Below are 13,542 nucleotides of genomic sequence, written 5' to 3'. Positions count from 1 at the left end.
ATTCTTTTAGAAATGAGTGAAGATACTACCGGCTCTATATAGGGCTGGTAGTATTTTTTTATCTATAAAAAATGAAAACTAATACTTGCGATTGATAACCATTCTCAATTAATAAAATTTACTTATTGCACTAACGTCTTATGATAAGTTTTGCTTATGCTACCTGATTAAAAATGCGAAATGAAAATCGACGTCTTTCTACTCTTATATAGTTGTTTTCGAAAACATATAATAATACAATTTAAATAAGGCATATAAAATATAAAGATTTTCAAGGGGGATATCAAATGGCTTCTAATTTTAAAGAAACAGCAAAGAAACAATTTGATTTAAATGGCCAATCATACACATACTATGATTTGAAATCATTAGAAGAACAAGGTTTAACTAAAATTTCTAAATTACCTTATTCAATTCGTGTATTATTAGAATCTGTATTACGTCAGGAAGATGATTTTGTAATCACTGACGATCACATTAAAAAGTTAGCAGAATTCGGTAAAAAAGATAATGAAGGTGAAGTACCTTTCAAACCATCTCGTGTTATTTTACAAGACTTCACTGGTGTACCAGCAGTAGTTGACTTAGCGTCTTTACGTAAAGCAATGAATGATGTTGGTGGAGATATTAACAAAATCAACCCAGAAGTACCAGTAGATTTAGTTATTGACCACTCTGTACAAGTAGATAGCTACGCTAACCCAGACGCATTAGAACGTAATATGAAATTAGAATTCGAAAGAAACTATGAACGTTATCAATTCTTAAACTGGGCAACTAAAGCATTTGACAATTATAATGCTGTACCACCTGCAACTGGTATCGTTCACCAAGTAAACTTAGAATATTTAGCAAATGTTGTTCATGTCCGTGACGTTGAAGGTGAACAAACTGCTTTCCCTGATACATTAGTTGGTACTGACTCTCATACAACAATGATTAACGGTATTGGTGTATTAGGTTGGGGTGTCGGCGGTATTGAAGCCGAAGCAGGTATGTTAGGACAACCTTCTTACTTCCCAATTCCAGAAGTAATTGGTGTTAGATTAAGTAATGAATTACCTCAAGGTTCTACTGCAACTGACTTAGCTTTACGTGTAACTGAAGAGTTGCGTAAACGCGGTGTAGTAGGTAAATTCGTAGAGTTCTTCGGTCCTGGTGTAACAAACTTACCATTAGCTGACCGTGCTACAATCGCTAACATGGCGCCAGAATACGGTGCAACATGTGGTTTCTTCCCAGTTGACGAAGAATCACTTAAATATATGAAATTAACTGGCCGTAAAGCTGATCATATTGAACTTGTTAAAGAATATTTACAACAAAATAATATGTTCTTCCAAGTTGAAAATGAAGACCCAGAATATACTGAAGTAATTGACTTAGACTTATCTACAGTACAAGCTTCATTATCTGGTCCAAAACGTCCACAAGATTTAATTTTCTTAAGTGACATGAAAACTGAATTTGAAAAATCAGTTACAGCACCAGCTGGCAACCAAGGTCATGGTCTAGATGAAAGTGAATTTGATAAACAAGCTAATATCAGTTTCAACGATGGTAGAACAGCTACTATGAAAACTGGTGATATAGCAATTGCAGCTATCACTTCATGTACAAACACTTCAAACCCTTACGTTATGTTAGGTGCAGGTCTTGTAGCTAAAAAAGCTATCGAAAAAGGCTTAAAAGTACCTGAATATGTTAAAACATCATTAGCTCCAGGTTCTAAAGTTGTTACAGGTTATTTAAGAGATTCTGGATTACAAGAATATCTTGATGATTTAGGTTTCAACTTAGTTGGTTATGGTTGTACAACATGTATCGGTAACTCTGGTCCATTATTACCAGAAATCGAAAAAGCTGTTGCTGACGAAGATTTATTAGTAACATCTGTACTTTCAGGTAACCGTAACTTTGAAGGTCGTATCCATCCATTAGTTAAAGCTAACTACTTAGCTTCACCACAATTGGTTGTTGCTTATGCTTTAGCTGGAACTGTAGATATTGACTTAGAAAATGAAGCTATTGGTAAAGGTAAAGATGGCGAAGATGTTTACCTTAAAGATATCTGGCCAAGTATTAAAGAAGTTGCTGACACAGTTGATAGTGTAGTAACACCAGAATTATTCTTAGAAGAATATGCAAATGTTTATGAAAATAATGAAATGTGGAATGAAATCGATGTAACAGATGCACCACTATATGATTTCGATCCAAATTCAACATATATTCAAAATCCATCATTCTTCCAAGGATTATCTAAAGAACCAGGAACAATTGAACCATTAAAAGACTTACGTATTATGGGTAAATTTGGAGATTCAGTAACAACTGACCATATTTCTCCAGCAGGTGCAATCGGTAAAGACACACCAGCAGGTAAGTATTTAATTGACCACAATGTTCCAATTAGAGAATTCAACTCATACGGTTCTAGACGTGGTAACCACGAAGTAATGGTACGTGGTACATTCGCTAATATCCGTATTAAAAACCAATTAGCTCCAGGTACTGAAGGTGGCTTTACAACTTATTGGCCTACAGACGAAGTTATGCCTATTTATGATGCTGCTATGAAATATAAAGAAAATGGCACTGGCTTAGCTGTATTAGCTGGTAACGACTATGGTATGGGATCTTCACGTGACTGGGCTGCTAAAGGTACAAACTTATTAGGAGTTAAAACAGTTATCGCTCAAAGTTATGAACGTATTCACCGTTCAAACTTAGTTATGATGGGTGTACTTCCATTACAATTTAAACAAGGTGAATCAGCTGATTCTCTTGGTTTAGAAGGTAAAGAAGAAATTTCAGTAGATATCGATGAAAATGTAAAACCTCATGATTTAGTTACAGTTCATGCTAAAAAAGAAAACGGAGAAGTTGTTGATTTCGAAGCAATGGTTCGTTTTGATTCATTAGTTGAATTAGACTACTATCGTCATGGTGGTATCTTACAAATGGTATTAAGAAATAAATTAGCTCAATAATAAAAATCAACTGTGCTAACGTTTAGGTTAGCACAGTTTTTTTATGCTAAAATACATATGTAATGTATAAGTTAAGGAAGGATTGGAATTCAATGATTTATAGTTTGACTGAAATTGAACCAAGATATCAAGAAACAGATAAAATGGGTGTGATTTATCACGGTAATTACGCAACATGGTTTGAAGTTGCCCGTACAGATTATATTGGGAAATTAGGATTTAATTATGCTGATATGGAAAAGCAAGGAATCATTTCTCCAGTTACCGACTTAAATATTAAATATAAAAAATCTATTTTTTATCCTGAAAAAGTAACGATTAAGACATGGGTAGAAAAGTACTCAAGGTTACGTTCAATATATCGTTATGAATTATTTAACGAACAAGGTGAACTAGCTACAACAGGTTACACTGAATTGATTTGTATGAAAGCTGATACATTTAAACCTATTAGATTGGATCGTTATTTTGCTGATTGGCACGAAGTATATAGTAAAGTTGAAGCTTTAAATAAAGAAGGTATAGATGAAGAAGTAACAAATGGTATCGATCATTTGTAATTAAATTAGCATCAGAAAATGAAAATAGCCTAACATTGCTCACTTTAGTGGCATTGTTAGGCTGTTTTTAAATTACTTTTTACTGTAAGAAATTTCATCTTCATGATCAACTGCATCTACTACAATATGATCATCTTCAAAATACCATAAATCTTTCTCAGCGATGACTAAAGTGAGTCCGTCAAATTCTTCTTCATATGCCACTTCTACATCGGCTTTATTTTCAACATTAAATGCAGGGCTAAACCCTTGTTTTAATTGGAATTCTCCACCATAACGTACAAAAAAGTGTAATACTTTGTCATCTTGAGGTAAGTCAAACTCATCTTTAAACCACTGAACTGCTGGTTGGGTAAGCTCGATTTTCATAAATAGTTCCTCCATATTAATTATCCATATTTTTTAGGGGTTAAATTGTGAATTTTATTGATAGTAGAATTATAGCATAGCTTAATATCCTAATATAATTATTTTAACTTAATGAGTTATAAGCCACTATCAAAGACTAAAGGTATATCAAACTATATAAAACTCACCAATAACATCATCATAAATCAAAACATTTAACAAAATAAAAAGCACTCAGTGTGATATAAATTTCATATATCATACTAAATGCTTTGTATTAATTATTAAGTTTTAGATTTTTTATTTACATCCACGTTATCTTAGGTTCTTCACCTTTAAAGATTCTAACAATATTTGTTTTATGACGTATGATTAATATAATGGCAACGATTGCGCCTACTGCTAGTAATATATAGTCCTGAATAATGAGCGAACCAATAACACAACAAATAGCTGCTATGATGCTTGATAAGGACACATATTTAAATAATTTTAATACAGCGAAGAAAATAACTGCTAAAATTAATAAAAGAATAGGATTAACGCCTAAAACTACCCCAGCACTTGTTGCAACAGCTTTACCACCTTTGAATCCTAAATAAATTGGATATACATGACCCACAATAGCAAATAATCCTACGATCAGGCCATGGGTAAAGAATGTACTTATAGGTCCATCTGCATGTACAGGTAACCATATAGGGAAGAAAACAGTTATGAATCCTTTAAAGATATCTAAGAATGTAACTACAAAACCTGCTGGTCTTCCTAATACTCTGAAACTGTTTGTTGCTCCAGTGTTGCCACTACCAAATTGTCTTATATCCTTTTTAAAGAATAACTTTCCAATAACTAAACCACTTGGAAAAGCTCCTATAAGATAACTTAGTATTAACATGACGACAATCATCATAAAATACACATCCTTTAATAACTTAGCACTATTTTACCATATCCATCTCATATTAGAACAATAAAAATTACATTTTGAATATGAATAATCAGTAAAATAAACTGTTTTATCAAGATGACACTTGCAATTTATTCTGATTTATATAAGAATAACTATTGTATAGTTTTAAAAACGAACGTACGTTTGTAGGAGGGCGAAATCATTGGCAATGAATAAACAAAATCATTATTCAGATGATTCTATTCAAGTTTTAGAAGGTCTTGAAGCAGTTAGAAAAAGACCGGGGATGTATATAGGATCAACTGATAAACGTGGATTGCATCATCTAGTATATGAAGTTGTCGATAACTCCGTCGATGAAGTATTAAATGGTTATGGGGATGAAATAACAGTTATCCTTAACCAAGATGATAGTATTTCTATAGAAGATAACGGTCGTGGAATGCCTACTGGTATCCATGCATCAGGAAAACCAACTGTGCAAGTTATTTTTACGATTTTACATGCTGGAGGTAAGTTCGGCCAAGGTGGCTATAAAACATCTGGTGGATTACATGGTGTTGGTGCCTCAGTAGTAAATGCACTTAGTGAATGGTTAGAAGTTGAGATTCATAGAGACGGAAATATTTATAAACAAAGATTTAAAGATGGCGGTGTGCCAGCAACAGGTTTACTAAAAGAAGGGAAGACAAAGAAAACAGGTACTAAGGTTACATTTAAACCAGATCCTGAAATTTTCAAAGCAACAACATCATTTAATTTTGATGTTCTAAGTGAGCGATTACAAGAATCTGCTTTTCTATTAAAGAACTTAAAGATTAAATTAATCGATTTACGTCGTGGTAAAGAAAGAGAAGAATTTTACCACTATGAAGAAGGGATTAAAGAATTTGTAAGTTATGTCAATGAAGGTAAAGAAGTACTTCATGATGTTACGACTTTTACAGGAACATCTAACGGTATAGAAGTAGATGTTGCATTTCAATATAATGACCAATATTCAGAAAGTATATTAAGTTTTGTAAATAATGTACGTACTAAAGATGGTGGTACACATGAAGTTGGTTTTAAAACAGCGATGACACGTGTGTTCAATGATTACGCTAGACGCATTAATGAATTAAAAGAAAAAGATAAAAACTTAGACGGTAATGACATACGTGAAGGATTAACAGCTATAGTATCTGTAAGAATTCCTGAAGAGTTACTACAGTTTGAAGGTCAAACTAAATCTAAATTAGGAACGTCAGAAGCTAGAAGTGCTGTAGATTCAGTTGTATCCGAGAAATTACCATTTTACCTTGAAGAAAAAGGTCAATTATCTAAGTCACTTGTTAAAAAAGCAATTAAAGCACAACAGGCTAGAGAAGCAGCTCGTAAAGCACGAGAAGATGCACGTTCTGGTAAAAAGAATAAACGAAAAGATACACTTTTATCTGGTAAATTAACACCTGCTCAAAGTAAAAACACAGAAAAAAATGAACTTTATCTTGTTGAGGGTGATTCAGCAGGTGGTTCAGCTAAACTTGGACGTGATCGTAAGTTCCAAGCGATTCTGCCATTACGAGGTAAAGTTATTAATACTGAAAAGGCTCGTTTAGAAGACATTTTCAAAAACGAAGAAATTAATACGATTATTCATACTATAGGTGCAGGTGTCGGTAATGAATTTAAAATTGAAGACAGTAATTATAGTCGAATTATTATTATGACCGATGCTGATACAGATGGTGCACATATTCAAGTACTGTTACTAACTTTCTTCTTTAAATATATGAAACCATTAGTACAAGCAGGTCGAGTATTTATCGCATTACCACCACTTTACAAATTAGAAAAAGGTAAAGGTAAATCTAAAAAAGTGGAATATGCTTGGACAGATGATGAATTAGATAAATTACAAAAGCAACTTGGTAAAGGTTTCACATTACAAAGATATAAAGGTTTAGGTGAAATGAATCCTGAACAATTATGGGAAACAACTATGAATCCTGATACTCGTACTTTAATACGTGTTCAAGTTGAAGATGAAGTGCGTTCTTCAAAACGTGTTACAACGTTAATGGGTGATAAAGTAGCACCACGTAGAGAATGGATTGAAAGTCATGTTGAGTTTGGTATGCAGGAAGATTCAAGCATTTTAGATAATACAGAAGTTCAGATATTAGAAAGTGAAAACTATGAGGAGGATGAAACGATTTGAGTGAGATAATTCAAGATCTATCACTTGAAGATGTAATTGGAGACCGTTTTGGAAGATATAGTAAATATATTATCCAGGAACGTGCTTTGCCTGATGTTCGAGACGGACTAAAACCAGTACAGCGTCGTATTTTATATGCGATGTATTCAAGTGGTAATACATTCGATAAAAATTTCCGTAAAAGTGCCAAAACTGTCGGGGATGTCATCGGACAGTATCATCCTCATGGTGATTCTTCAGTATATGATGCCATGGTTCGTTTAAGCCAAGATTGGAAATTAAGACATGTTTTAATAGAAATGCATGGTAATAACGGTAGTATCGATAATGACCCTCCTGCAGCAATGCGTTATACAGAAGCAAAATTAAGTCAATTATCTGAAGAACTATTAAGAGATATTAATAAAGAAACAGTTTCTTTTATACCAAACTATGATGATACAACACTTGAACCTATGGTATTACCTGCAAGATTTCCTAATTTATTAATTAACGGTTCTACAGGTATTTCAGCAGGTTATGCTACTGATATTCCACCACATAATTTAGGTGAAGTGATTCAAGCAACATTAAAATATATTGATAATCCTGATATTACAGTGAGTCAATTGATGAAATACATGAAGGGTCCAGACTTCCCAACTGGTGGTATTATTCAAGGTATTGATGGTATTAAAAAAGCATACGAAACTGGTAAAGGTAAAGTTGTTGTACGTTCCAAAGTAGATGAAGAAACATTACGTAATGGACGTAAAGAACTTATCGTGACTGAAATACCATATGAGGTGAATAAAAGTAATCTCGTTAAACGTATTGATGAATTACGTGCTGATAAAAAAGTTGATGGTATTGTTGAAGTTAGAGATGAGACTGATAGAACTGGTTTACGTATTGCAATAGAACTTAAAAAAGACGTGAATAGTGAAGCAATTAAAAATTTCCTATTCAAAAATTCAGACCTTCAAATATCTTATAACTTTAATATGGTTGCAATCAGTGATGGTAGACCTAAATTAATGGGTATTAAACAAATCATTGATAGTTATATTAACCATCAAATAGAAGTCGTGGCTAACAGAACTAAGTTTGATTTAGAACATGCTGAAAAACGTATGCATATCGTTGAAGGTTTAATGAAAGCTTTATCTATTTTAGATGAAGTGATTGCCTTAATTCGTAATTCTAAAAATAAAAAAGATGCTAAAGATAATTTAGTTGCTGAATATGACTTTACTGAAGCTCAGGCAGAAGCCATCGTTATGTTACAACTTTATCGTTTAACTAACACAGATATCGTTGCTTTAGAACAAGAGCACGATGAGTTATCTAATTTAATTAAAGATTTACGTCATATTTTAGATGATCACGATGCATTATTGAACGTTATCAAAAATGAATTAACAGAAATTAGAAAGAATTTTAAAACGGATCGTTTATCAACAATTGAAGCGGAAATTTCTGAAATTAAAATTGATAAAGAAGTGATGGTGCCTAGTGAAGATGTAGTATTAAGTTTAACTAGACATGGTTATATTAAACGTACATCTACACGTAGCTTTAATGCTAGCGGCGTTTCTGAAGTCGGTTTGAAAGATGGCGATAGTTTATTAAAATACCTTGATGTAAATACACAAGATACAGCACTTGTATTTACGAATAAAGGTAGATACTTGTTTATTCCAGTTCATAAACTAGCTGATATCCGATGGAAAGAATTAGGTCAACACGTATCTCAAATTGTTTCTATTGATGAAGATGAACAAGTTATTGACGTATTTAATGAAAAAGACTTCAAAGAACAACAAGCATTCTATATTATGGCTACTCGTAACGGTATGATTAAGAAAAGTACTGTTCCGTTGTTTAAAACAACACGATATAATAAACCATTAATTGCCATGAAAGTAAAAGATCAAGATGAGGTAATTAATGTATTACGTGTTGAAGAAGATCAACTCATTACTGTTATTACACATAAAGGAATGTCATTAACTTACTCTACAAATGAATTATCTGATACAGGCTTACGTGCGGCTGGTGTGAAATCTATTAACTTAAAAGATGAAGACTACGTTATTATGACGCAAACAATCACTAATAAAGAATCTATCCTTATGGCTACACAACGTGGTGCTGTTAAACATATTGGATTTAAAGTATTACAAGAAGCGAAACGAGCGCAACGAGGTATTACCTTACTTAAAGAATTGAAAAAAGCACCACATCGTATCGTGGCAGCAGATGTTGTTCGTTCTGACAATACAACATTTACTTTATATTCAGCTAAAGACCAAGAAACTAATGATATCGCTTCAGTTCATAAATCAGAACAATATACTAATGGTTCATTTATAGTAGATGTAGATGATTTCGGAGAAGTTGAAGGAATGTACTTACAATAAAAGTATATGCAACACATGCATAAGATGATAAAATAAAATATAATAATCACAATTAAATCATTCAAGAGGTTTATATTCTCAATTGAACTGTCTATTTTAGTATTTGTTATTTGATACATTGCTTAATTAGACTTTCATATGCCAATATGAATCTCTTGATATTTTTAAGATATGAATTTTATTTATAGATGAGAGGGATTTATTTGAAAGATTTTGATAGTTTAATTCCTGGTTGGTTTAAAGATTTTGTACAAGTAGGTAACGACTTAATTTGGTCTCAGTATCTAATTGGATTGTTACTTACAGCAGGATTCTTTTTCACTATCAGTTCTAAGTTTGTACAACTACGAATGTTACCAGAAATGTTTAGAGCGTTGGTCGAGAAACCAGAAACATTAGAAAGTGGTAAAAAAGGTATTTCACCGTTCCAAGCATTTGCGATTAGTGCAGGTTCAAGAGTAGGTACTGGAAATATTGCCGGTGTTGCTACAGCAATTGTACTTGGTGGTCCTGGTGCGGTATTTTGGATGTGGATTATTGCATTTATAGGTGCGGCAAGTGCTTTTATGGAAGCTACTTTGGCTCAGGTTTATAAAGTTCATGATAAAGATGGTGGTTTCCGTGGTGGACCAGCTTATTACATAACTAAAGGTTTAAACCAAAAATGGCTTGGTATTGTGTTTGCGATATTAATTACAGTTACCTTCGCATTTGTATTTAATACAGTGCAATCTAATACGATTGCGGAATCATTAAATACTCAATATCATATTAGTCCAGTGATTACAGGAATAGTATTAGCAGTTGTAACAGCCATTATTATTTTTGGTGGGGTTAGAAGTATTGCTACTTTATCATCATTAATTGTTCCAATTATGGCTATCATATATATTTGTATGGTTTTAGTTATCTTGTTATTAAACTTAGACCAAATTGTTCCAATGATTGGTACAATTATTAAAAGTGCTTTTGGTTTTGAACAAGTAACTGGTGGTGCAGTTGGTGCTGCTATTTTACAAGGGATTAAACGTGGTTTATTCTCAAACGAAGCAGGTATGGGTTCAGCACCTAACGCAGCTGCAACAGCAGCAGTCCCTCATCCAGTAAAACAAGGTTTAATTCAATCATTAGGTGTTTTCTTTGATACAATGCTAGTATGTACAGCTACAGCAATAATGATTTTATTATATTCAGGTTTAAAATTTGGAGAAAACGCTCCTCAAGGTGTTGCAGTTACTCAATCAGCTTTAAATGAACATTTAGGTTCAGCTGGTGGTATTTTCTTAACAGTGGCAATAACATTATTCGCATTTTCTTCAGTTGTAGGTAACTACTATTATGGACAATCTAACATTGAGTATTTATCTAATAACAAAACAATTATTTTCATCTTTAGATGTTTAGTAGTTGTGCTTGTATTTATTGGTGCGGTTGCTAAAACTGAAACAGTTTGGAGTACAGCCGATTTATTCATGGGCTTAATGGCCATAGTGAATATTGTCTCCATTATTGGACTTTCCAATATTGCATTTGCAGTAATGAAAGATTACCAAGTACAACGTAAAGCAGGTAAAAAGCCTGTATTCAAACCAGAGAATCTTGAAATTAATTTATTTGGTATTGAATCTTGGGGAATTAATGCAAACAAATCAAATAAAGATTTAAAATAAATGATTAGCTTGAGTGTCGTAAGGATACTCAAGCTTTTTAATTTGAAATTTATAATTATATCTATTATTTATTATAAAGAGGTAGAAAATTGTTTAATATACTAAAAATTAATTTTACTCATGAAAGTATTTAATAAGTTATTTTCTTTTCATTTATATCATTAAGCCTTATAATTTTAATAATAGAGTAAGAAAGGTGATAATGATGGGGAAGTATAAAATTAGTAAAATTCTCAATAATAACGTTATCATATGCACGAATAAAAACCAGGAAGTTGTTTTAATTGGAAAAGGTATAGGTTTTAATAAAAAGCAAGGCTATACGTTAGATGAATCAGCTTCCATTGAAAAAGTTTATAAACTTGATCTAGATAAGCATAAAGAACACTATAAGACATTAGTTGAGATGGCTGATGACCATGTTCTACAAGCAGTGATTGAAGCTGTTAATTTAATTACAAATACGACTCTAGATGTTAATGATGAAAATCTAGTTGTTGCGCTAACAGATCATATTATTTTTGCGTATAAACGTTTAAAACAAAATCAAATAATTAGCAACCCTTTTGCCATGGAAACAAAATACTTATATCGAGATGCTTATCAAATAGCTGAAAAAGTAATTGATAGACTAAATGAACAGTTAGATGTTGATTTTCCAGAAGATGAAATTGGTTTTATCGCATTACATATTGCTTCGAACTCTGAAGAATTATCTATGAGAGAAATGGCGTTAATTAATCAATTAATCAATAAAAGTATCACTATTATTGAAACGGATTTACAACATCAAGTTGATCAATCCTCAATACAATATCAACGTTTTATTAGACATGTACAATTTCTCATTCGTCGTTTAAGAAATAATGAAACATTACATGCTCAAAATGATTTTGTTGATATGGTTAAAAATCAATATCCTAGTTGCTATTCTACAGCTTTTAAAATATTAAAAATGATTCAGATGGAATTTGATATTACTGTTAATGATGTTGAAATCATTTATTTAACATTACATATCCATCATTTTGAAGCCCAAATGAAGTTGGATTAAAAGTACTTATGCGCTCTCATAAGTACTTTTAATTTTTATATAGACTAGTTTTTAATATTCCTTAGTTTTGTAAAATTATGTTATGATTAGTGTTAGAAATTTTTAGTAACTCATTTTTATGATTTTTATAAAGCGAGGTAACATGAAAGTATGGTGATGTCGAATGTCGAATGAAATGAAATCTTCCGAAAAGAAGACATCTAGAAAGTTTAAAACGATTTTCAGTATGTCTGAAACAAGATTCATGAAATTTTTAGGCGGCAATGATTTAATTTATGCTTTGTTAGCACTTGTGCTTTTAGGGATAGTTATATTTATCTTTGATAAAGTATCATACGTGTTTCAACCATTTATTATAGTATTCAATACTATTGCTGCACCAATTATAGTTTCATTGATTATATTTTATTTATTTAACCCTCTTGTTAATTTGATGGAACGTTATCGAATTCCAAGATTAGTAGGGGTTTTGATTATTTATGTTGCGATTGTAGGCATAATCGTGTTGATTGTTAATTTATTAATTCCTCTAATTAGTTCACAATTAGGAAGTTTCATTAATAACTCTCCTCAATATTTTAAAAAGTTAACTAATACAATTAATAAAGTAACAAGTAATTCAATTTTTGCTGGTTATTATGATCAAATTAATGATCAATTGAACTCATTAACTAAAAAGATACCATCTATGCTTTCAGATTATTTTGATGGCTTTGGTTCAAAATTAGCATCATTCGTTGAAGCAGTAGCTAATGTTGGAGTAGTCATTGTGACTACACCATTTGTTTTATTCTTTATGTTAAAAGATGGTCATAAGTTCAAAGATTTCACTACTAATATTATGCCACCTAAATTTAGAAAAGATTTTCATGATTTACTTGAAAAAATGAGTGTTCAAGTAGGTTCTTACATACAAGGACAAATCATTGTGTCATTCTGTATAGGTGTTTTACTATTTATTGGTTATTCTATTATTGGATTGAAATATAGTTTAATATTAGCTTGTATAGCTGCTGTAACAAGTGTGGTACCTTATTTAGGACCTACAATAGCGATTTCACCAGCTATCATTATTGCTTTAATTACGTCTCCAATAATGTTACTCAAATTAGCGATTGTATGGACTTTAGTTCAATTCTTTGAAGGACACTTCATTTCTCCAAATATCATGGGTAAAACATTACAAATTCACCCGCTAACAATTATCTTTATCTTACTAAGTGCAGGTAATTTGTTAGGTATAGTCGGGGTTATATTAGGTATTCCTGGTTATGCAGTGTTGAAAGTTTTAGTTTCTCATATATTCTTATTATTCAAGCGTAGATATAATAGATATTATGGAGAAGATGCAGGAAATTATAAGTTAAATAAAGAACAAGAATAATCTATCTTTGTACAA

The 13,542-nt window shown here is 31.8% G+C and carries 9 protein-coding genes; 7 read left to right on the top strand and 2 right to left on the bottom strand.

Going from position 1 to position 13,542, the window contains the following annotated elements; all coding sequences use genetic code 11:
• The first annotated feature begins 287 nt into the window (after nucleotides 1-287).
• Nucleotides 288-2,993 carry an aconitate hydratase AcnA gene (acnA, locus tag Q4528_RS06760; RefSeq protein ID WP_029055394.1) on the top strand — a complete coding sequence of 902 codons (2,706 nt, stop codon included), beginning with the start codon at nucleotides 288-290 and terminating at the stop codon, nucleotides 2,991-2,993.
• Nucleotides 2,994-3,085: 92 nt separating this feature from the next.
• Nucleotides 3,086-3,553 carry a 1,4-dihydroxy-2-naphthoyl-CoA hydrolase MenI gene (gene menI / locus Q4528_RS06755; protein WP_017638425.1) on the top strand — a complete coding sequence of 156 codons (468 nt, stop codon included), beginning with the start codon at nucleotides 3,086-3,088 and terminating at the stop codon, nucleotides 3,551-3,553.
• A gap of 72 nt (nucleotides 3,554-3,625) precedes the next feature.
• On the opposite strand, the gene Q4528_RS06750 is transcribed toward menI, so the two are convergent.
• Together Q4528_RS06750 and plsY are read right to left on the bottom strand one after the other, a co-directional pair.
• On the bottom strand, nucleotides 3,626-3,922 hold the full coding sequence (locus Q4528_RS06750) for a HesB/YadR/YfhF family protein (protein WP_017638426.1): 297 nt from the start codon (nucleotides 3,920-3,922) through the stop codon (nucleotides 3,626-3,628).
• Nucleotides 3,923-4,205: 283 nt separating this feature from the next.
• Complete coding sequence (plsY, locus tag Q4528_RS06745) at nucleotides 4,206-4,814, bottom strand: glycerol-3-phosphate 1-O-acyltransferase PlsY (protein ID WP_017638427.1); 609 nt, start codon at nucleotides 4,812-4,814, stop codon at nucleotides 4,206-4,208.
• A 208-nt stretch (nucleotides 4,815-5,022) separates the two neighbouring features.
• Between plsY and parE the strand changes: the two genes are divergently transcribed.
• The 5 genes from parE (at nucleotide 5,023) to Q4528_RS06720 (ending at nucleotide 13,527) form a co-directional block, all read left to right on the top strand.
• Nucleotides 5,023-7,017, top strand: a complete 1,995-nt coding sequence (gene parE, locus Q4528_RS06740) for a DNA topoisomerase IV subunit B (protein WP_070451427.1) — start codon at nucleotides 5,023-5,025, stop codon at nucleotides 7,015-7,017.
• A complete protein-coding gene (parC, locus tag Q4528_RS06735) occupies nucleotides 7,014-9,419 on the top strand; it encodes a DNA topoisomerase IV subunit A (RefSeq protein ID WP_303521021.1) in 2,406 nt (801 codons plus the stop codon). Before parE ends, parC begins: the two co-directional genes overlap by 4 nt.
• A 203-nt stretch (nucleotides 9,420-9,622) precedes the next feature.
• Entirely contained in the window at nucleotides 9,623-11,089 is a 1,467-nt protein-coding gene (gene alsT / locus Q4528_RS06730; RefSeq protein WP_046466641.1) for a glutamine transporter AlsT, read from the top strand.
• 205 nt (nucleotides 11,090-11,294) lie between these two features.
• Entirely contained in the window at nucleotides 11,295-12,143 is an 849-nt protein-coding gene (gene glcT / locus Q4528_RS06725; RefSeq protein ID WP_017638431.1) for a glucose PTS transporter transcription antiterminator GlcT, read from the top strand.
• Between the two features lie 175 nt (nucleotides 12,144-12,318).
• On the top strand, nucleotides 12,319-13,527 hold the full coding sequence (locus Q4528_RS06720; protein ID WP_303521128.1) for an AI-2E family transporter: 1,209 nt from the start codon (nucleotides 12,319-12,321) through the stop codon (nucleotides 13,525-13,527).
• The last annotated feature ends 15 nt before the right edge of the window (nucleotides 13,528-13,542 follow it).

Source organism: Staphylococcus pasteuri, assembly GCF_030547725.1.
Taxonomy (GTDB): Bacteria; Bacillota; Bacilli; order Staphylococcales; family Staphylococcaceae; genus Staphylococcus; species Staphylococcus pasteuri.
This window is presented reverse-complemented; position numbering and strand designations above follow the sequence as displayed.

Bases quoted from the DNA above. Each gene is read 5' to 3' on its own strand.
- acnA (WP_029055394.1), top strand. From the start codon at position 288: ATGGCTTCTAATTTTAAAGAAACAGCAAAGAAACAATTTGATTTAAAT.
- menI (WP_017638425.1), top strand. From the start codon at position 3,086: ATGATTTATAGTTTGACTGAAATTGAACCAAGATATCAAGAAACAGAT.
- Q4528_RS06750 (WP_017638426.1), bottom strand. From the start codon at position 3,922: ATGAAAATCGAGCTTACCCAACCAGCAGTTCAGTGGTTTAAAGATGAG.
- plsY (WP_017638427.1), bottom strand. From the start codon at position 4,814: ATGATGATTGTCGTCATGTTAATACTAAGTTATCTTATAGGAGCTTTT.
- parE (WP_070451427.1), top strand. From the start codon at position 5,023: ATGAATAAACAAAATCATTATTCAGATGATTCTATTCAAGTTTTAGAA.
- glcT (WP_017638431.1), top strand. From the start codon at position 11,295: ATGGGGAAGTATAAAATTAGTAAAATTCTCAATAATAACGTTATCATA.
- Q4528_RS06720 (WP_303521128.1), top strand. From the start codon at position 12,319: ATGAAATCTTCCGAAAAGAAGACATCTAGAAAGTTTAAAACGATTTTC.